Annotated in this window: 15 protein-coding genes and 2 pseudogenes; 6 read left to right on the forward strand and 11 right to left on the reverse strand. The window is 51.0% G+C overall.

All coding sequences use genetic code 11. The features are described from left to right. Nucleotides 1–50: 50 nt before the first annotated feature. The gene (locus A3SI_RS00365) at nt 51–1,499 is read right to left on the reverse strand and encodes a Gfo/Idh/MocA family protein (protein WP_009053104.1); all 1,449 of its coding nucleotides are present in this window, start codon (nt 1,497–1,499) and stop codon (nt 51–53) included. 230 nt (nt 1,500–1,729) lie between these two features. Between A3SI_RS00365 and A3SI_RS00370 the strand changes: the two are divergent. From A3SI_RS00370 to A3SI_RS00380, 3 genes and pseudogenes are all read left to right on the forward strand, one after another. Then, a pseudogene (locus tag A3SI_RS00370) lies at nt 1,730–3,098 on the forward strand (alanine/glycine:cation symporter family protein). Nucleotides 3,099–3,129: 31 nt separating this feature from the next. Beyond that, a complete protein-coding gene (locus A3SI_RS00375) occupies nt 3,130–4,215 on the forward strand; it encodes a glycerate kinase (RefSeq protein ID WP_009053105.1) in 1,086 nt (361 codons plus the stop codon). A gap of 210 nt (nt 4,216–4,425) precedes the next feature. Then, nucleotides 4,426–4,692: a hypothetical protein gene (locus tag A3SI_RS00380; RefSeq protein ID WP_009053106.1), complete on the forward strand. Its 267-nt coding sequence runs from the start codon at nt 4,426–4,428 to the stop codon at nt 4,690–4,692. Between the two features lie 106 nt (nt 4,693–4,798). Here the strand turns inward: A3SI_RS00380 and A3SI_RS21885 are convergent, their stop codons facing one another. Continuing rightward, nucleotides 4,799–5,479: a VOC family protein gene (locus A3SI_RS21885; RefSeq protein ID WP_009053107.1), complete on the reverse strand. Its 681-nt coding sequence runs from the start codon at nt 5,477–5,479 to the stop codon at nt 4,799–4,801. A gap of 176 nt (nt 5,480–5,655) precedes the next feature. On the opposite strand from A3SI_RS21885, the gene A3SI_RS00390 reads away from it, so the two are divergent. Beyond that, nucleotides 5,656–6,852, forward strand: a complete 1,197-nt coding sequence (locus A3SI_RS00390) for a hypothetical protein (RefSeq protein WP_009053108.1) — start codon at nt 5,656–5,658, stop codon at nt 6,850–6,852. Between the two features lie 121 nt (nt 6,853–6,973). On the opposite strand, the gene A3SI_RS00395 is transcribed toward A3SI_RS00390, so the two are convergent. Genes A3SI_RS00395 through A3SI_RS00410 form a run of 4 tightly spaced genes read right to left on the reverse strand, consistent with a single transcriptional unit; the run spans nt 6,974 to nt 10,818 of the window. After that, nucleotides 6,974–7,825: a 3-hydroxyacyl-CoA dehydrogenase gene (locus tag A3SI_RS00395; protein WP_009053109.1), complete on the reverse strand. Its 852-nt coding sequence runs from the start codon at nt 7,823–7,825 to the stop codon at nt 6,974–6,976. Then, nucleotides 7,822–8,856 (reverse strand): phosphotransferase family protein, encoded by a 1,035-nt coding sequence (locus A3SI_RS00400; RefSeq protein ID WP_009053110.1) that lies wholly within the window; start codon nt 8,854–8,856, stop codon nt 7,822–7,824. The genes A3SI_RS00395 and A3SI_RS00400 overlap by 4 nt, the downstream gene beginning before the upstream one ends. Continuing rightward, nucleotides 8,853–10,037: an acyl-CoA dehydrogenase family protein gene (locus tag A3SI_RS00405; RefSeq protein ID WP_009053111.1), complete on the reverse strand. Its 1,185-nt coding sequence runs from the start codon at nt 10,035–10,037 to the stop codon at nt 8,853–8,855. Before A3SI_RS00405 ends, A3SI_RS00400 begins: the two co-directional genes overlap by 4 nt. A 13-nt stretch (nt 10,038–10,050) precedes the next feature. Continuing rightward, nucleotides 10,051–10,818: a glucose 1-dehydrogenase gene (locus tag A3SI_RS00410; protein WP_009053112.1), complete on the reverse strand. Its 768-nt coding sequence runs from the start codon at nt 10,816–10,818 to the stop codon at nt 10,051–10,053. A gap of 185 nt (nt 10,819–11,003) precedes the next feature. On the opposite strand from A3SI_RS00410, the gene A3SI_RS00415 reads away from it, so the two are divergent. Together A3SI_RS00415 and A3SI_RS00420 are read left to right on the forward strand one after the other, a co-directional pair. After that, nucleotides 11,004–11,963 carry a zinc-dependent alcohol dehydrogenase family protein gene (locus A3SI_RS00415; RefSeq protein WP_009053113.1) on the forward strand — a complete coding sequence of 320 codons (960 nt, stop codon included), beginning with the start codon at nt 11,004–11,006 and terminating at the stop codon, nt 11,961–11,963. 167 nt (nt 11,964–12,130) lie between these two features. Further along, nucleotides 12,131–13,321, forward strand: a complete 1,191-nt coding sequence (locus A3SI_RS00420) for a GAF domain-containing sensor histidine kinase (protein WP_009053114.1) — start codon at nt 12,131–12,133, stop codon at nt 13,319–13,321. A 12-nt stretch (nt 13,322–13,333) separates the two neighbouring features. Here A3SI_RS00420 and A3SI_RS21890 read toward each other — a convergent pair whose 3' ends face one another. The 5 genes and pseudogenes from A3SI_RS21890 to A3SI_RS00440 all read right to left on the reverse strand — a co-directional run bounded on the left by A3SI_RS21890 (nt 13,334) and on the right by A3SI_RS00440 (nt 18,556). Beyond that, nucleotides 13,334–13,735: a hypothetical protein gene (locus A3SI_RS21890; protein ID WP_009053115.1), complete on the reverse strand. Its 402-nt coding sequence runs from the start codon at nt 13,733–13,735 to the stop codon at nt 13,334–13,336. After that, entirely contained in the window at nt 13,714–14,028 is a 315-nt protein-coding gene (locus A3SI_RS23460; RefSeq protein ID WP_009053116.1) for a TetR family transcriptional regulator, read from the reverse strand. The genes A3SI_RS21890 and A3SI_RS23460 overlap by 22 nt, the downstream gene beginning before the upstream one ends. Nucleotides 14,029–14,178: 150 nt before the next feature. Next, nucleotides 14,179–15,486 carry a tyrosine--tRNA ligase gene (gene tyrS, locus A3SI_RS00430; protein ID WP_009053117.1) on the reverse strand — a complete coding sequence of 436 codons (1,308 nt, stop codon included), beginning with the start codon at nt 15,484–15,486 and terminating at the stop codon, nt 14,179–14,181. A 42-nt stretch (nt 15,487–15,528) separates the two neighbouring features. Then, a pseudogene (locus tag A3SI_RS23055) lies at nt 15,529–16,922 on the reverse strand (aldehyde dehydrogenase family protein). Further along, entirely contained in the window at nt 16,919–18,556 is a 1,638-nt protein-coding gene (locus A3SI_RS00440) for an acetolactate synthase large subunit (RefSeq protein WP_009053120.1), read from the reverse strand. The pseudogene A3SI_RS23055 and the gene A3SI_RS00440 overlap by 4 nt, the downstream one beginning before the upstream one ends. Nucleotides 18,557–18,584 lie beyond the last annotated feature (28 nt).

Raw genomic sequence — 18,584 nt, forward strand, 5'->3', positions numbered from 1 at the left:
TGCCATTCCTTTGGGCGAAGCCCTCGGGGTAAATGCTTCTCTGCGGATGTTTACAAGGTAAATCCTGCTGGATATTCCCGCTTCACAAACTGGTTTGCAGGCTCGAAATTTTTCACTTCCATGGCGGCACCGTCCCACTGCAGCTTGATTCCTCTGCCTGGATAGGTAAAACCTCCGTCCGCTTTCGGCTCGCGGTAGTCGTAACTGCGGATGGCTAGATTTCCCATCAAAACAGCCTCTGTCAGAGGGCCTGCGATGCGGAATGGAGAAGAAAGCAGCTCGTAGGCCTTGCTGCCATGTCCAGCGATACAGGCCTCGACCCAGTTGGCATAATGTCCTCCTTCCCCTCCAGGGATTCGCGTGATGCTTTCAGCTGTGGCCTGCGCTTCTTCCATTTTCGTGGCAGGAAGTAGGCGCGGATTTCTCCCATAGGTATCGCACATCATCTTGCCTTTCGTGCCTTCGATGATTACGCCATTTCCGCCATCGCCCATGCGCTCATTTGGCCCCAGTTCTTCGGGACGGGTGGGCTGAATACCGCCATCCATCCAGTGGAAAGGCAGGGTTTTGCCGCCAGGCAATTCAAAGCGCAAGGTAATATGGGAAGAAGGAGGGCAACTGTCCGGAAAGTACCCACGCTGAAACTCGCCTACATAGACCGAGCCTACGCTCGCCTCTGCGGAAACGGGGTAGCCTAAATTTAGTACACGGTAAGGAGCCTCCATCAAGTGACAGGCCATATCTCCGAGGGCGCCTGTGCCATAATCCCACCAGCCTCTCCAGTTAAAGGGCACTAAATTATCGACGAAATCTCTTTTCGGGGCTGTCCCCAGCCAAAGCTCCCAGTCTAGTCCTTTCGGTATCGGAGCGGCCTGTTTCGGCCAAGAAATCCCCTGTGGCCATACAGGGCGGTCAGTCCAGCTATACACACGGGTGGCCTCGCCGATGAGTCCGGCTTGGTACCATTCCATCATGCGGCGGACACCATCACCAGAGGAACCTTGGTTGCCCATTTGGGTGACAACCTTATATTTTTCGGCGGCTTCCGTAAGCATGCGGGCCTCATAAATATCGTGGGTGAGGGGCTTTTGAACGTAGACATGTTTGCCTGCTTTCATGGCTAGGAGTGCCTGAACGGCGTGCATGTGATCTGTTGAGGAGACCGTGACGGCATCGAACTGGCTGGCTTCCTCCATGAGGCGACGATAATCCTTTACATAACGCGCCTTTGGATGGTCTTTTCGTGCACGTTCTGCGCGGGCATCATCCACATCGCAGAGATGGGTGAAAACGACTTTACCGGTTTTAAAAACGCCGCTGATATCGTTATAGCCCATACCGCCGACGCCGATGCCTGCTACACGGAGCTGATCACTCGGCGCCGTAAAGCCGCTGCCGCCTAAAACGTGACGCGGAACGATGTAAAAGCCAGCTAGGGCAGTGGCGCCAGCCTTTAAAAAGGAACGTCTGCTGCTGCGCAGATCGGAAGATTTTTTCATAGAGGTTTTTTAGGTTATTGTTTGGTGATAGCGTCCATCCGAAGGAGCCTATTTGCCCGAGAGGGCCTAGGAAAATGCCTTCAACTGAAAACCTAAAATAGATACTTTCTGGCGTGGACGCAAATTATATTTAGATTTATGGTAGTGGTCTTGGTTAAACCGAAAATAGCATGTAATATGGGTGTTGGTTTTGTAAAAAGCTTTCCTTTCACCTTATTAAATGCCCTTAAATGGCTTTTTTATCACAATTTGGAGATTTTATCGTTCAGTTTAGCAACTGGATTTGGGATACGCCCATGCTGATTTTATTGATGGGCGGCGGTTTGTTGCTGTTTATTTATTCAGGATTTGTGCCTTTCACCGGTTTGGGCCATGCCCTAAAAGTGGTTCGGGGCAAGTATGACGAGAACCTACCGGGGCAGATTTCCTCTCGGCAGGCGCTATCTGCGGCGATCGCTGCCACGGTAGGTCTAGGTAATATCTCAGGAGTAGCGATTGCCATCAATATGGGTGGTCCTGGAGCGATTTTTTGGATGTGGATGTCGGCCTTTGTGGGCATGGCAACCAAGTATTTTTCCTGTAGCCTGGCCATCATGTATCGGGGCAAGGACTCTGCTGGGGAGGTGCAGGGTGGTCCCATGTACGTCATCGAGGAAGGAATGGTAAAAAATGGCGCCCACTTGCGATTTTGTTTTCGGTAGCTGGCTTTCTAGGGCTGCTGGCCATTTTTCAGGCTAATCAGTTGACGGCTGTACTGCGCTCTGTCCTACTCGAACCGAATGGCTAGATGCTGGCGAGCCTACCAAGTGGATTTTAGGTATAGGCATGATGTTAATCGTGGCTATAGTCATTTTAGGAGGTATTCAGCGCATCGCCGCAGTGGCCTCTAAACTAGTTCCTTTTATGGTGCTCGTGTACTTTTTTTCTGTTCTGCTGGTGCTCTTTCAGTACGCTGGAGAGGTGCCCGCGATGCTGGGGCTAATCATTCGCGATGCCTTTACCGGGGAGGCTGCCATGGGTGGTGCGGTGGGCGCTGTCATCGTGATCGGAGCGCGCCGGGCAGCATTTTCGAATGAAGCGGGCATCGGAACGGCCCCCATGGTGCATGGAGCGTCTAAGAACAATGAACCCATCCGCGAAGGGCTTATCGCCATGCTAGGTCCCTTCATCGATACGATCGTGGTCTGTACGCTGACGGCTCTCGTCATTTTGATGACTGGTGTCTGGCAAAGCACCGATAATGACGGCGTCCGTTTGACTTTGTCGGCCTTCGAAATGGCCCTCCCTGGATTTGGGAAGTATATGCTGATGGTAGCGGTACTGGTTTTCGCGCTTTCGACGATGTTCACGTATTCTTACTATGGGCATAAGTGTTTTAATTACCTCTTCGGGGCAGAAAAGGCGAATTATTATAATTATTTCTACCTCGCGACCATCGTGGCGGGGGCGGTGGCTTCACTGGATGTGGTGATAAGTTTTATCGACGGCATGTATGCGATTATGGCCATTCCGACGATGGTGTCCACGATTTATTTGGCCCCGAAGGTGCGTGCTGCCAGCAAGGATTACTTCCGGCGCATGAAGGAAAAGGAGGTGTAGATGCCTGTTCACCAGTTTCTTATCGCTCCGAATGCCTTTAAGGGCAGCCCTCAGTGCACAGGAGGCGGCTGTGATCATCCGACAGGCGCTCGAGCAGGCGGGCTTGCAGGGACCTTTTCACTGTCAGCCCATCGCCGATGGTGGTGATGGAACCTGCGCCTTATTGGCAGAAAGCCTGGGTTTGGAGCCGCATTTCCTGATGGTTCCCGATGCCTACGGTCGCTCCGTCCGGGGCGTCTATTACTTAGAGCGCTCCGCGCAAAGAGCCTTTATCGATCTCGCAGCTGCCTCAGGCTTGGGGGCGCGTGGAAAGGATAGGTTAGCTCCCTTCCAAGCCAGCACGGTGGGGACAGGCCTGCTGATCGCTGATGCAGTGGCCGGAGGTTGTCGAGAGATCGTCCTGGGACTCGGTGGCACTGCCAGTATCGATGGGGGCATGGGCATTTTACAAGGCTTGGGTTTCACCTATTTAAATCGTGCGGGCCGTGAGTTGCATGCATTTCATCCCGCTCGTTTTCAGGAGCTTGCCTTTATTCAGCGTCCGATCGGGCTGCCTGCGCTTCGGTTTACGCTTTTGGCTGATGTACGACACCGATTGTTCGGTGAGGAGGGCGGCATTCGGGTATTTGGCCCCCAAAAAGGCTTGGCGACAACAGATTTTGAGCACGCTGAGCGGGGCTTGGCCGCCTGGCTGGAGCTGGCCTACGCCAAAGGAAAGCGTACCTTCGTAGATCAAGCAGGATATGGGGCGGCTGGTGGTGTGGCAGCGGGTTTAGCGGCCTTTTTTTCTATCGACCTACGAGCGGGTGCTGACTTTTTTTTTCAACAGGTGCAGCTGGCCGACCTAATCCGACAAAGTCACTGCGTGCTGACGGGGGAGGGGCATTACGATACGCAGTCTGCCTTCGGCAAAGGTCCGCATGCGCTATTGTGTTTGGCTGAAAAGGTAAACCCAGATGCCAAGCGGATTTTGATCAGTTCGGGCACTTTGGGCCGGAAGGCCCCCGCAGACCGATTTATTGCCCTTCCTCCATTACAACAGCAGGGGGAAATGGCTAAGAAAGAGGCGGCTGAGAATCTTTTTCGGGCTTGTTATCAAGCGTTTCACGGAGCGTGATTTTTTTAATGATTAATGGTTAATTATAAATTGTTAATTACTCTTACGACCGCTGTGCGGCTTGGGATAGCTCTTTTACTATCCCTGATAGATAAATAATGCTTCACGTAGGTATTTCCTAATTTATCTGGTGTAAAAGGAGTAAAAAATGGCCGTTTATTTGCTATATTTCGGAATGGGAGACATGTACTTTCACCCCCTAAAGCAACTATGAACCGAAAACGCTTGTATGTTTTGCTCGGCAGCGTATTGCTGCTATTGAGTTTGCCGCTTATCGCCATGCAGTTTAGCCGAGAAGTCCAGTGGGATGTGATGGATTTTCTCATGATGGGAAGCATGTTGTTAGGAACCGGCACACTGTTAGAACTGTTTCGCGCACACATAAAGCGAAAAGTGCCGCTTTTGGTAGCCAGTGGAGGCTTGATTTTGGCTTTCCTCTTGCTTTGGGCAGAACTGGCAGTGGGCCTATTCCATTAAGAAGAAAAAGCGCGTAGCAAGGGATCCCAATCGTATCTCAGCTGCGCGCTTTCTTTAGTTTTTTTACTTTTAGTTGGGGCTAGGTCAATTCCCTTTTTTTAACCATTTAAAGTGTTCCCATACTCGTGTACCCTTTCTCGAAACGTACCAAACCCTGTCGAAGGAAATCTTGAACATGCTTGGAATGTAGGTGAGTGTTAAAGGCAGCCTCCTCCTGAAAGCATTCCCAAAGCACAATTTTAGTCGGATCTTCGAGACTCTGCTGTATATCGAAGGAAATACAACCGGGCTCTCGGAGCGTTTCCGCTTTCAGTTGCTGTAAAGCCAGCAACACTCGGTCGATTTCTTGGCCATTTGAGATTTCTAAAATACCCGTAGAGTAAAAAGGAGCGCGCGTTTCTATAGGCTCGATCAAGTCCCAAAGGTTACCATATAAATCTTCAAACACCACCACAGTTCCATATACCTCCGAGCTAGGTGGACGCACGATGCGGATGTTTTGGTCCAGCAGGTTTTGGTAGTCGCGCTTAAAATTATCAGTATATAAAAAGAGAAAAACCCGTCCTCCCGTCTGCCTGCCTATGCACGCTTCCTGCTCAGGAGATGCTGCTTTAGCCAGTAGGATTGCCGTACCCCCTTTGCCGACAGGCTGCACCAGTACCCAGCGCTTCGTAGAAGAAAGCACCGTATCTTCGAGCAGTTTAAAATGTAGTTTTTCCGTATAAAAGGCGATGGCCTCGTCATAATCACGGACGAGGATAGCGATATGTGCGATGTGCTGCTGCATGTTGTAATGCGTTATTTTTTAAAGGTTTAATAGGTTGTCTTGGCCGTTTTGAAAGCGAAAACCGCTACCAGAAACACCATGTAAAGAATTTTCTGCACTTTTTATTCCACTGCTTGTGCTATAAAAGCCATTCTTCTGCACTAAAGTTCAGTCTTACACGCACACCAACCTCTTTTATGCAAAAGAAACCGTACTTTTCTATTCTTGCGCTCCTTGGTATGGTCCTCAGCCTGGAAAGCTGTAGCCCGCCTATCGAGCAGGACGCGCACCGTATCCTTCAGCTCGAATTGACCGATTCCCTATGTGTGGAAACATTGGCCCCCTTGCTTATGGATGACTTTCTACCCGAAAAAGGCCTCTACCTCTTAAAAGGTGATAAAAGCCGCCTGCCCCTGCTGGTGGATCAAAATGGCGACATCCTACAGGAGTATGCCATCGGCGGAGATGGTCCGAATAGCGTGGGGCCGAATGGTGCCTTTGGTTACCGATTTTTAGGAGAGGATGCCTTCGTGGCACAGGGGTTCTACACCGATTACCATATTTTTGGCCTGGACGGCCAAAAACAACGGTCTATTCCCTTTAATGCAGAGGGGCTATTCGGGTTAACGCTGTACAAAAATAGAACGACTTTTCATCCACTTTATAAAAATGGGCAAGCCTTTTTGGTCGGCGAGGAACCTAATTCTTTTAACCCTGCCACGATCGACAAAAATAAATTGGGCGCAGCCTTCTATGAGCAGGCTAGGACGATTTATGCCTATAACCTTGAAACGGCTGAAAATCAACTGCTCGAAACCTATCCGGAGAGTTGGGAGCCAAGAGCCAACAAGCGTTTTGTAGGAGAAAGCGTTCCTCTGCTGGCATGGGGGGCAGCCCAGCAGGAAATCGCGCTCTTGCCTCGAGTGGGAAATCAACTCTTTCTATACGATTTCAGCGGTGAGACGCCTATACTGAGGCAGACGGTGGCCCTTAGCCATCCCGAGCGACCTGCTGATGCACCCACCCTCCGTCCAGAAGACAGCGCAGATTCGGACTATCCACAGTTTTCCGATATCCGATATGCGGGTGCTTACATTATAATTCAGTTTTTTACCCAAGTTCCTAAAGGGCTGTTGAGTGAATTAAAGGCGCAGTTCGGGGAGCCAGATTACCTGCGTAGCCCTGAATTTCGGGAAGCGAGGCAAAAGTATGTCCGACCCTATTTCATCGTCGTACGAGAAGGGGAACAGGTAGGCATCCTAAATGAGGTGCCTGTGTCTGGGTCTTTTAATTTCAGCGATGCTTCCGGCATCCTGTACTTTAACGATAACCTGAGTCCAGCCGTAGAGCGTGACTATAATGTCTTTTACAAATTAAGAATCGTCGCCGATTAAGTGCCGCAACAACCATATGGAAATGAGCGGGCATTTGATAAAAAAAAACAGCGCTCTCCCCAGTGATCGGGTGAAAGCGCTGTTTGCTTCAAGTATGGGAGCCAAAACCGTGTAGAAGGGGCTACTTATAGCGGTAAAAGCCTTCTCCTGACTTTTTCCCGAGCTTGCCCGCATCTACATACGTTTTTAGAAGAGCAGCAAACTGCTGCGAAGCCGTATCCTTCCGTGCCTTAGTGACATGATAGGCTGTATCCAGCCCGATAGCATCTAAGATACCAAATGGCCCCTGCGGCATGTGAAAATTCACCATCCAAGACTTGTCTATGTCCTCCACACTGGCCACTTCCTTGGTCAGCAACTTACCCGCGGCACCGATTAAAGCGAGCAGCATGGTATTAAACAGGTAGCCAGAATTTTCTTTTTTCACCAAAACAGGCACCTGCTCTAAAGCCTCTCCGAAGCGCTCTAAAGGAGCTATTAGCCCAGGATCGGTTCCCGGATGCGGCATAATATCTACCACCCGTGCCGTAAAAACATCATGAAAATGCAGCGCACAGAAGCGCTCCGGCCGCCCAGAATGCTCCGCGAACATGGAAGGAAGCAGGTAACTGGTATTCGTAGTGAAAAGGGTTTTCTCAGGGGCGAGTGCCCCAAATCGTTTCCAAACCTCCTGCTTAATGCCGACATCTTCGGTCACACTTTCATTAATGAGATCAGCATCCTTCACCGCGGTGGCGGGATCTGTTGTAAAAAGAAGCCTACTCCAAAGTACCTCATCTTCTATCTCTGTGAAGCGCCCTTCTTTGCGCAGCGCGCCCAGTAGCTTCTGCATGGTCTGCTTACTTCGTTCCAGTAACTCCTCCGAAAGATCGTAGATGCGCACCTGAAAGCCCGAAAGGGCCGCCTGTAGTGCCACGCGGGTCCCTAGGGTTCCTGCCCCGAGGATGCAAACTTTTTGTATGTCTATGTTCATGTACGTAGTAAAGGTTGTGTGCGGCTAGCGGCTGCCTTCACCACTTCGATCAGCATACCGAAGCGGGGATCATCCGAAAAGCCGAGGGTGTAACGTTTGTAAATTTGTTGGGCGATTACCGCCACCTTAAAGAGCCCGAAGACCTGATAATAGCTGAGGTCCTGCTCTCGGATTCCCTGCGCATCTGCGTAGCGCGCTACCCATTCTGCGCGGCGCAAATTGCCCGGCAAGTGGCTGCAGTTGAACTGCTTCAGAATCTCTGCATCATCTGGCTCCGCCCAGTACGCCAGGGTAGTACCTACATCCATTAGCGGATTTCCGATGCTGGCCATTTCCCAGTCTAAAATGCAGCGGATGCCTGCGGCTGGGTCTTCGTGAAGGACTAAGTTGTCATACTTATAATCATTATGCACCACGGTGTAGGCAGGCTCCTTTTTGGGTAGCGCTCCGCGCAAATAGTCCGCAGCTTCTTCCATGGCGGGTAGTTCGTCGGTGGCGGCTTGCTGATAGCGCCCGATCCAGCCTTCCACTTGGCGCTGCGTGTAGCCTTCCCCTTTATCAAAGGCTGCTAACTCAGGACTGCTAATCGGCAGGCGATGCAGGTCCAGCTGTGTCTGTAGGGCGGACTCGGATAAACGCGCGAAATCTGCAGCTTCTAAGCCCAACTTTTGGGGTACGCGACCCCGTAAAATCGGTCCACTAACGTCCTCCATTAGATAGAACGGACTGCCGATAAAGGACTCGTCAGCATAGGCACGGTAAACTTTGGGCGAGAGCCCAAAACCTGCGGCGGCCAGTGCTTCCAGCCAGCGGTATTCACGGAGCATGTCGTGTCCTTTCGCTACTTTCAAACCTAGTGGAGCACGGCGTAGAATGGCTGTGCCATCGGGGTGAAAGATACGGAAGGTTAGGTTGGAAAAGCCGGCGACGATGGGCTCTACACGGAGCTGATCGGTTTTACAGGCGAAGTGTTCCGCTAAAATCGGGTATAAAATTTCAGGACGAAGGGCTTTCGAAAGGCTCTCACTCATCGGTAGCTTTTTAGAAGTTTTCGGGCTAAAACACTTTTATGCACTTCGTCGGGTCCATCGTATATCCGTGCCCCGCGCTCATGCCGGTACCAAAAGGACAGTAAGGTGTCGTCGGTGATGCCTAGCGCGCCATGGGTCTGAATGGCACGATCTAAAGTGTTCATCAGCATGTCAGAAACAAAAAACTTGATCGTGGAGATGGCTTCTTTCGCTTCTTTGGCACCTTTTTCCTCGATTTGACGTGCGGTGTCTAGCACCATCAGGCGGGAAGCACGAATGTGAGCCGCAGACTCCGCGATCCAGTTTTGGATGCTTTGCTGCTGCGCGAGAGGTTGACCGGGGTTCAATTCTCGTTTTAGCGCATAGCGACACATCATTTCCAGTGCGCGCTCAGCTATGCCGATCCAGCGCATGCAGTGGTGAATGCGTCCGGGGCCTAGGCGCTCTTGGGCTAGCATAAAGCCCTGACCTTCCTCGCCGATGAGGTAAGCTGCGGGAACCCGGCAGTCATGGAAGCGCACTTCGGCATGAGAAAAATAGTCGGAACCCGTATCGCCCATAATGGGGATGTTTCGGACAAGTTCGAATCCGGGGGTGTCCAGTGGGACTAGCAGCATGCTGGCACGGCTGTATGGATTTTCTGCCTCGGGGTTCGTCAGCGCCATGACGATGGTAAAGTGAGCGCCATCGGCGGCTGTCGTGAACCACTTGTGGCCGGTAATACGGTAGCTGTCACCATCGCGCACGGCTCGTGTGGACAGGTGTACGGGGTTAGAGCCGGCATGCTCAGGTTCTGTCATGGAAAAGCAAGAGCGAATTTCTCCTCTTTCCAGTGGGTGTAGAAATTGGCGTTTTTGACTTTCCGAGCCGAAAAGATGGAGCAGTTCCATATTGCCGATATCTGGGGCTTGGCAGTTGCAAAGGTAGTGCCCGAGCGGACTTTTGCCCAGCAGGGCGGACACTTCGGCGAATTCACTCAGGCGTAGGCCGAGACCTCCGGAACTTTCGGGAAGGTGCGGATTAAAGAGCCCGCGCCGCCGTGCCTCCTCCCGCATACGCTGCAGCTTGGGCAGATGCTCTTTAAAATGCCCATAGATAATCGAGAGTTCTTCTGGATAGACCACTTCCTCTAAGAAGACTGAATAGGCTGTGAGGAGGGCTTGCAAGTTACTTGGGTTCATGTGGTTAGGGGGGTTAAATGGTGAATCCGCCATCTGCGGTGAACACAGCGCCTGTGGTGTAGGCAGATGCGTCAGTAGCTAAAAACAGGGCCATGGCGGCGATTTCTTCGCTGCTGCCTGCCCGCTTGATGGCTAAGGTGCGCATCATGTGTTGCATGATTTTTTCATTCGACCAGAGCGCTTCTGAAAATTTGGTTTTAATGAGCCCGGGGCAAATGGTATTCACGCGAATTTTCTGGTCGCCCCATTCTTTGGCGAAAACTTTAGAGAGGGAAATAAGGGCTGCCTTGGAGACGGAGTAGATGCCGAGGCCAGGTTCTGGGGAGAGGCCACCCACGGAGGAGACATTGATGACGGCAGCGCCAGAGGAGGCCCGCAGGTACGGGAAGGCAAGCTTCATCAGCTCAAAGGGTGCTTTCACATTCACGTCCATGATTTTATCGAAGGCGCTTACGTCAGTTTCATGCACAGGTCCAAAAACGGGGTTGGAGGCGGCATTATTCACTAAAATGTCCAGCTGCCCATATTTTTCTATGGTGCCTTCTATCAGCTTGGGCAGGGAGCCGATATCTCCTACGTTACAGGCGATGCCCTGCACCTCATAGCCTTTTTGGCGAAGAGCGGCAGCTTCATGATCGAGGGCTTCCTGCTTGCGGCTCGAGATGATTACCTTGGCGCCAGCCGCAGCGAAAGCCTCTGCGATTCCCAGGCCGATTCCTTTACTGGCTCCCGTAATGAGTGCCACTTTTCCACTTAACGAAAATAATTCTTGTAAATCCATTGGCTTAGTCGTATGATTTTGGGTTTAAGATAACTAAAAAGAAAGAGGAAAGCATGATTTTCCTGAAAATGTTATGCATACCGAGTATTTTTCTTTACTTTAGACAGGCGAAAGGGGGGATATGCAGGGTATGTAGCAGGTGCTCTCTTTCGGTTTATTACATGAAAAACTAAACCCAATTATCCATGAAACAAGTGAGTTTTAAGCAGCTAGGGCTGCCAGAGGAGGTACTTTTCGTAGAGGATGTTCCCAAGCCGGAGCCAGCGGCGGGCGAGGCACTTATTCGGATTACTGCCCGAAATATTAATCCTTCCGATATCATGTTTATCCGTGGCATGTATGGCATCACGCCGGAGCTGCCTTCCAGTGCCGGCTTCGAGGCGGTGGGTCGTGTAGAGGTCAGCGGTGGCAAAATTCCGGTGGGCACTAAGGTTATTTTCGCAGCTACGGGCACTTGGCGGGAATACATCGCTCTTTCGGAGCAGGCGATTATTCCGGTTCCAGAGGAGCTTTCCGATGAGGTGGCTTGCCAGGCTTTTGTGAACCCCATGACGGCCTACGGGATGATCGAATCCCTGCAGATGCGGGAAGGGCAGACCTTGCTGATCACAGCGGGTGCTTCGGCCTTCGGGAAATTTGCGATTCAGCTGGCGGCTGCTAAGGGTATCGAAGTGCTCTGTACGGTGCGTCGGGAGGAGCAGAAGGAGGCGCTTTTGGCCCTCGGGGCCAAAAAAGTCTACAATACCGAAACAGAGAAGCTTCCCAAGGCGCTTTTAGCGGATTACCCGAAAGGCATCGACGTAGTTTTCGATGCAGTGGGAGGGACTTTAGGGGCACGTGCGCTGAGCTGTCTGCGCTATGGAGGTACGATGCTGGTTTTCGGGCTGCTAAGCTTGGAAAATATTCCTTTAAATTCTGGTTTATTGATCTTCAAGAATTTGACAGTGAAAGGCTTCTGGCTAAGCTCTTGGATTCAGGCGCTTTCCACGGCAGAGCGGGAAAAAGCCTTTACTGCGGTCATCGGTCAGCTGATGCAGGGGACGCTGCGTAGTGATGTAGCGGCACGTTATACCTTGGATGAAATTCAGGAAGCCCTGAAGGCCTATGAGGCGGGAGGAAGAACAGGTAAAATTCTTTTGGTGTAATGCAAGAGGTTTAGCGGCAGTCTATTAAAAACCACCTTTCACTAAAATGTACGTGAAAGGTGGTTTTTTGTCAGGTAAGGAGATGAAGTTGAAAACTTATGTTCCCTTTCCCTAAGAAATGAGGGGCTTATTCTTTATCTTTACAGGTAACCTAATATACCTGCATCATGAAGCTAACTCCCGAACAGGATTACGCGCGTGCCAAATATGTTGTGGACTCAGCAGTAAACTGGCATGAAGAATTTAGTTCTTTACGCGAGATCACGCGTACGAGTAGTCTTGTTACCGAGGCACAGATTTCCTTCATTAATATATTAGATTTTGCGACCCAGTGGACGGTGGCAGCGCATGGCATCGATGTCTCTCAGATGGACAAGGAGGAGAGCGTTTGCCAATATACTGTTTTCGAGGATGAAAGTTTCGAGGTGGTGTCGCTGAGTAATGATGAGCGCTTTAAAAACGCATTCTATGTGCAGGAATTCCCTCACCTGGAGTACTATTTTGGGGTGCCGATAAAAGCTTCAAATGGCTTGCATGTAGGGGCACTTTGTGTCATGCATGATAACAGGCTCCATCTCACGGATGAGCAAAAGCAGGTATTAAAAAATTTTGCTAAGATCATTAGTAATCAGTTTGCGCTTTTAGAAAACCTGAAGGCGAAGGAGGAGAAATTTCAGCGTTTAGCGAAAAATCAAGCGCGACTGATGCATGATGTACGTGCTCCTTTAGCTTCTTTCTCCATCTTAGCTGAAATGTATGCCGATACAGATACTGAGTATCCGATCAGCGATTATCAGCAGGGGATGCGTGCTATTCAGACGAGTGCGCAGAAACTTTCTGAGTTTGCAGATTATTTTTTAAAAGAGCAGCAGGAGGAAGTAGAGTTACTCCTAACCGAGCGTCCCTCACTAGCTTCTGTGCGTACAGTCTTAGAAAGTTTACGCGATCTTTACCAAGTGCAGGCACAGGCACGGGAGGTCAAGCTAGCGATTACTTTCCCCGAGAAGGAATTGTTATTAGCCTATCCGAAACCCAAGTTGCTGCATATCATCGGAAACATCATTTCGAATGCGATTAAATTCACGCCGAAAGGGAAGGCTGTTTATGTTTTGGCGGAGCCAAATGAGCAAGAGGGAAGCGTACAAATTACCGTAAAAGACGAAGGACCTGGTCTTTCAGAGGAGGAAATCGCTGCCATTCAGTCCAAAGCGGGGATTTCCATGGGAAGTTTTGGGCTTGGCCTGAAGCTTTCGTATGAACTGCTTGAGGAGCTTGGAGCGAAAGTTAGCATAGAAAATAGGGCGGAAGGCGGCTTGCGCTTTGCTGTAAAGTTAAAGGCACAGTTCGCCGCCAGTTAATGTGCGCTTCCCCTAAAAGAGCGTGCCCTGCACCACTTGCACCTTACGACTCTGTAAGGTGCCCTTCAGCATATCCTGCACCAAGCGAATGAAACCAGGGCGCCAGTTGTCGATGTGTAATTTGATGCCTTTGCCCTCATAGCTTACGGGGCCGGTTAGCTTATCAAAGCCCACAAGCATGGACCAAATCACGTAGAAGGAAATATCCGGCTGCACTTCGGGGCGGATACTGCCGTCTTTGATGCCTAAGGAAATCCAGCGGATTCCGATTTTCCCGCAGTTATGGTGGGAGTTGAGCAGCTTGATAAAGTGCTCACTCTGTAAAATTAGCGGGTTGATGTGTTCGGTACGCTTCTCTTCATCCTGGTAGAATCGCATTAAATCCATAAAATTCAAAATAGCCGCATAAAACATGCGGTTTTTTCTGCGAAATCGATGTAACGATTGAGGAGTTCCGTGATCAGTTCCAAGCCTTTCTTTCCCGTCATTTTATCGATGGCCTTGAATTCAGCCTCGAGAGCATTCAAAGGCTTTTTTGGTGATGGCCATGTACAGGTCTTCCTTATTTTTATAGTAGAAATAGGTGAGCCCCTTGCTGATACCAGCGGCTTTAGCGACATCGGCATGGTGCTTTTTTCATAGCCTTTCTGGTTGAATAGCTTTAGCGCTGCGTCTAAAATGAGTTTCTCTTTGCTTGGTTTTTTCATGCCACTTCGGAAATTTCCTTAAAGATAGGCAATACCCTTTTAATTAAACAAGGGTCAAAAATAAATTTTGTGCAGACCTATTTTTGTGCAAAAAACAGCAAGACCGAGAGCTCTCGGTCTTGCGATTCGTACTCGCCTAGGAAGGCTATTTTAGTCTTGTATGCAGAAGATAAAGTAGTTCTTCTTGCCCTTTTGCACCAGCAGATACTTGTTCTGAAGGAGCTGTAAGGTTTCTGACCAGTCCAGCGGAGCTTGGGGGTCTACGATTTTGTGCTTGTTGATGCTAATGCCGCCCCCTTGGATTAGTTTACGGGCCTCGCCTTTCGATTTGGCGATCACGCCTTCGCCTAAACCACCTAAAAGATCTACGGCATGTGCACAGGCTTTGACATCTTCATGTCGTACGTTTAGCTGTGGAACACCCTCGAACACCTGTAAAAAGGTGCGCTCATCGAGTCGGGCCAGATCTTCGGTGGAGCTTTTGCCAAAAAGGATTTCACTGGCAGCGATCGCCATGTCTAACTCCGACTGACCATGTACCATACGGGTAATTTCCTCTGCTAGTAGGCGCTGGAGCTGCCGCAAATGTGGCGCTTCACGGTGCTGCGCGATGGCTGCTTCGATAACTGCGCGCTCCAGTAGTGTAAATATTTTCACATACTTTTCTGCGTCTTCATCGGAAACATTCAGCCAAAACTGATAGAAAGCATAAGGGCTGGTTTTTTCAGGATCCAGCCATACAGAGCCACTTTCCGTTTTCCCAAACTTACTGCCATCTGCTTTCGTGATCAGGGGCACGGTAAGTGCAAAGGCATGGCCACCTGTTTTTCTGCGTATCAACTCTGTCCCAGTGACGATATTTCCCCACTGGTCCGAGCCACCCAGCTGTATGCTTACCTCACGCTGCTGGTACAGGTGAAGGAAGTCGTAGCCTTGAATTAGCTGATAGGTAAATTCCGTAAAGGAAAGACCGTTTCCTTCTTCTAATCGGCGCTTCACGGAATCTTTGGCCATCATGTAGTTAACGGTAATGTGCTTACCCACATCACGAATGAACTCCAAAAAGGAGAAATCCGCCATCCAGTCGTAATTGTTCACCAGCTCCGCCTTGTTGGCAGCATCGCTGTCAAAATCGAGGAACTTGCCCAGCTGTGCCTGAATGCAGGCTACATTATGTGCAAGTGTCTCGGCATCCAGTAGCTTCCGTTCGTCGGACTTGAAGCTCGGGTCACCGATCATGCCCGTGGCGCCTCCCACCAGTGCGAAAGGCTTGTGCCCAGCACGCTGAAAGTGCATCAGGGTCATCACGCCTACTAGGTGGCCGATGTGTAACGAGTCCGCCGTCGGGTCGAAGCCCAGGTAAGCAGCGCGAAGGCCGGAGGCCAAATGTTTATCGAGGTCGGGTGTCTGATCTTGGAGCATGCCCCTCCAGCTCAGTTCCGAAATAAAATTGCTCATGGTATCGAAAATTTCCGCACAAAGGTACGTTTTTAGCCTACATTATTCAAATGCAGGGCTTTTGATGACCATTAATTTCGGGCGCGTCATTTCGTGCATGCTGTAGGCGATGCCACCGATTCCCTCTCCCGATGCATCACGACCGCCGAAAGGCATCCAGTCCACTCGAAAGGCCGTATGGTCATTTACCATGACAGCCAGCGCGTTGAGCTGGCGTACGGCAGAAAATGCCTTGTCCACATGCTGCGTAAAAACGGAGGCCTGAAAATGATACGGAAGGGCATTGGCTTGCCGTATGGCTTCTGCGCGATCGGTGTAGGGATAGACACATATCACAGGCCCGAAGATCTCCTCTGTACTTACTTTGCTCTCTGGTGAAGGGTTGTAGAGAACAGTAGGCGCATAGCAGGTATTCCCAATTTTTTTACCTCCCGAAAGGCAGCGGGCTCCTTCAGAGATGGCCTCCTCCACCCATTGCGCTACGCGCTCCACTTCATCGGGCAGAATCAGCGGACCTACTTCGGTGGCCTTTTCCAAGGGGTCTCCCACCACAAGGGCTTCTCCTGCGGCGGCCAATTTCTCGGCAAAAGCCTCTGCCTGACTCGCGTGCACAAAGACGCGCTGCACAGAGACGCAAACTTGCCCTGCATGATAAAAGCCCCCTTTGGCCAGCGGCCCTATGATGCTTTCGATAGCGGCATCTTCCTCCACCAGTACGGGGGCAGCACCTCCATGTTCTAAGGCCACACGTGTGCCGGGAGCCACTTTTGATTTCAAGTACCAGCCCACCTTCGCACTGCCGATAAAGGTCAAAAAGTTCACGCGCGGTCGGTAGCTAATCGCTCTGCAGTGTCATTATCACTGATAAGTACTTGCACCCAGTCCTTCGGGATGCCGACCTCGTGCATCATGCCCACCAGTGTGATGCAGGAGCGCGGTGTGGTATTCGCAGGCTTGACGATGACGGGGCAGCCCGCCGCAAAAGCCGTTACGGCCTGATGTACAATCAGATTTAAGGGGTGATTAAATGCAGAGATGGCCGCCACCACCCCGATAGGCTCCCGAAAAGTAAAGGCCATCCGCCCAGCTGAGGCTTCAGTGAGGCCCATGGGGACTTGTTCGCCTTTTAGCTGATGGATTTCAGCGGCTGCCGTTTTTACGCCATTAATGGCACGGAGAACCTCCACGCGGGAGTCGGTATACGGTTTACCCCCTTCCTCTGCAGCGATGCGGGTCAGTTCCTCCACGCGATCCTCCATAGCGGCGGCAAGTTTTTCGAGCAGACGAATGCGTGCATGGGGAGGGAGAGCTTGAGTAGTATCCAAACTCAGCGCGTAAGCACGGCGTAGCATTTCTTCTAAGGCTTCGGGGCCCTGAAGGGGAATGCTGTCGATTTTTTCTTGGGTATAGGGGTTAAAAACATGGAGTGTGCTCATGATTGGGTCTGTTCTTTTAAAAGTTGGTTTAAAATCGGATGATTAAGGCTGTAATCTACGGGCAGGTCGATAACATGGACCCCATCTGTGGAAAGGCAGTGGGATAGGATGGACTGAAACTGCTCATCAGAGTCCGGCCGGTAACCTCGGGCGCCATAACTTTCTGCATAGCGGACGAAATCGGGGTTTTGGTAATCCAGGCCATAGTGTGGGAAACCCATGTCCTCCTGCTTCCACTTGATCATGCCATAAGCGCTGTCGTTTAGAATGATGACGGTCAGATTTAACTTCAAGCGTACGGCTGTTTCTAGCTCCTGCGAATTCATCATAAAGCCGCCATCCCCGCAGACACTGATCACCTTTCGGTCGGGATGCAGCATGTTCACCGCCATGGCGGAAGGCAGGCCCGCTCCCATGCTGGCGAGTGCATTATCCAGCAGCAGGGTGTTCGGACCGTAGCAGGTGTAGTTCCGCGCGAACCAAAGCTTGTACACACCATTATCCAGGGTGATGATGTCTTTTTCATCTAGCGCTTCGCGCAAAAGGTGCACCAAGCGCTGCGGGAGCATGGGGAAACGCGTATCTTGAAAATACTTGGACAGGTGGCCTTGAATTTTCTTTTTTGCCTCCTCGAAAACACTGAAATCCCAAGACGATGGCGGGGTGAGGCCTTTGGCAATCGCCTGAAGTGAGGCATCCATGGCTCCGATGACATCCAGCTGCGGAAAGTACACCTGGTCCACCTCCGAGGGGGCATAATTGATGTGGATGACCTTTTTTCCGCCTGGCTTCATGAAAAAGGGTGGTTTTTCCACTACATCATAGCCCACACTTAATACGAGGTCTGCGCTCTCAAGGGCACGATGGAGGAAATCATGATCCGAAAGGGCAGCGGTACCCAAGTAGCGGGGGTGCCGCTCATCGATAAGCCCTTTGCCCATCTGCGTGGTAAAGAAGTAGATATCCGTAGCATCGATAAATTCGCGCAGCACCTCAGGAGAGCAGGCCCGGTTAGCTGCCGCCCCGATGAGTACAACAGGCTTTTCGGCCTGCTCAATTAGGGCGATGGCCTGTTCGATGGCCGCCGGCGCAGGTTGTGTTTTATGATAGGGTGCCTTATAGTAAAGCGTGGGCTCGGTCGTTTCTTGGGCGATGTCCTCAGGAAACTCCAGATGACTCACGCCAGGCTTTTCCTGTTCTGCCAGACGAAAAGACTCCCGAACCAGGGAAGGAATAGTGGCACTGTTGACGATTTGCTTCGTAAACTTCGTGATCGGGCGCATCATGTCCACGACATCGATGATCTGGAAGCGTGCCTGCTTGGATTTTTTAATGGGCTTTTGGCCTGTGATGACGAACATGGGCATAGCGCCCAGCTGTGCATAAGCGATCGGCGTGACCAAGTTGGTAGCGCCTGGACCTAAGGTGGCCATACAGACTCCCGCTTTACCGGTCAGCCGACCATAGGTAGCCGCCATAAATCCGGCCCCCTGTTCATGCCGTGTGAGTACTAAAGTAATGGAAGAACTGCGGATGGCGTCCAGAAGATCCAAATTTTCTTCGCCGGGAACGGCAAAAATATGGGTGACACCTTCATTTTCGAGTGCCTGTACAAAGGCATGCGATGCTTTCATGTGGTTGTAGGGTCTAAGTTTAAAAACT

Source organism: Nitritalea halalkaliphila LW7, from assembly GCF_000265075.1.
In the GTDB taxonomy this organism is placed as follows: domain Bacteria; phylum Bacteroidota; class Bacteroidia; order Cytophagales; family Cyclobacteriaceae; genus Nitritalea; species Nitritalea halalkaliphila.

Excerpts from the sequence above, each read along its gene's own strand:
- A3SI_RS00365 (WP_009053104.1), bottom strand. The coding sequence starts at position 1,499 with ATGAAAAAATCTTCCGATCTGCGCAGCAGCAGACGTTCCTTTTTAAAG.
- A3SI_RS00375 (WP_009053105.1), top strand. The coding sequence starts at position 3,130 with ATGCCTTTAAGGGCAGCCCTCAGTGCACAGGAGGCGGCTGTGATCATC.
- A3SI_RS00380 (WP_009053106.1), top strand. The coding sequence starts at position 4,426 with ATGAACCGAAAACGCTTGTATGTTTTGCTCGGCAGCGTATTGCTGCTA.
- A3SI_RS21885 (WP_009053107.1), bottom strand. The coding sequence starts at position 5,479 with ATGCAGCAGCACATCGCACATATCGCTATCCTCGTCCGTGATTATGAC.
- A3SI_RS00390 (WP_009053108.1), top strand. The coding sequence starts at position 5,656 with ATGCAAAAGAAACCGTACTTTTCTATTCTTGCGCTCCTTGGTATGGTC.
- A3SI_RS00395 (WP_009053109.1), bottom strand. The coding sequence starts at position 7,825 with ATGAACATAGACATACAAAAAGTTTGCATCCTCGGGGCAGGAACCCTA.
- A3SI_RS00400 (WP_009053110.1), bottom strand. The coding sequence starts at position 8,856 with ATGAGTGAGAGCCTTTCGAAAGCCCTTCGTCCTGAAATTTTATACCCG.
- A3SI_RS00405 (WP_009053111.1), bottom strand. The coding sequence starts at position 10,037 with ATGAACCCAAGTAACTTGCAAGCCCTCCTCACAGCCTATTCAGTCTTC.
- A3SI_RS00410 (WP_009053112.1), bottom strand. The coding sequence starts at position 10,818 with ATGGATTTACAAGAATTATTTTCGTTAAGTGGAAAAGTGGCACTCATT.
- A3SI_RS00415 (WP_009053113.1), top strand. The coding sequence starts at position 11,004 with ATGAAACAAGTGAGTTTTAAGCAGCTAGGGCTGCCAGAGGAGGTACTT.
- A3SI_RS00420 (WP_009053114.1), top strand. The coding sequence starts at position 12,131 with ATGAAGCTAACTCCCGAACAGGATTACGCGCGTGCCAAATATGTTGTG.
- A3SI_RS21890 (WP_009053115.1), bottom strand. The coding sequence starts at position 13,735 with ATGTTTTATGCGGCTATTTTGAATTTTATGGATTTAATGCGATTCTAC.
- A3SI_RS23460 (WP_009053116.1), bottom strand. The coding sequence starts at position 14,028 with ATGAAAAAACCAAGCAAAGAGAAACTCATTTTAGACGCAGCGCTAAAG.
- tyrS (WP_009053117.1), bottom strand. The coding sequence starts at position 15,486 with ATGAGCAATTTTATTTCGGAACTGAGCTGGAGGGGCATGCTCCAAGAT.
- A3SI_RS00440 (WP_009053120.1), bottom strand. The coding sequence starts at position 18,556 with ATGAAAGCATCGCATGCCTTTGTACAGGCACTCGAAAATGAAGGTGTC.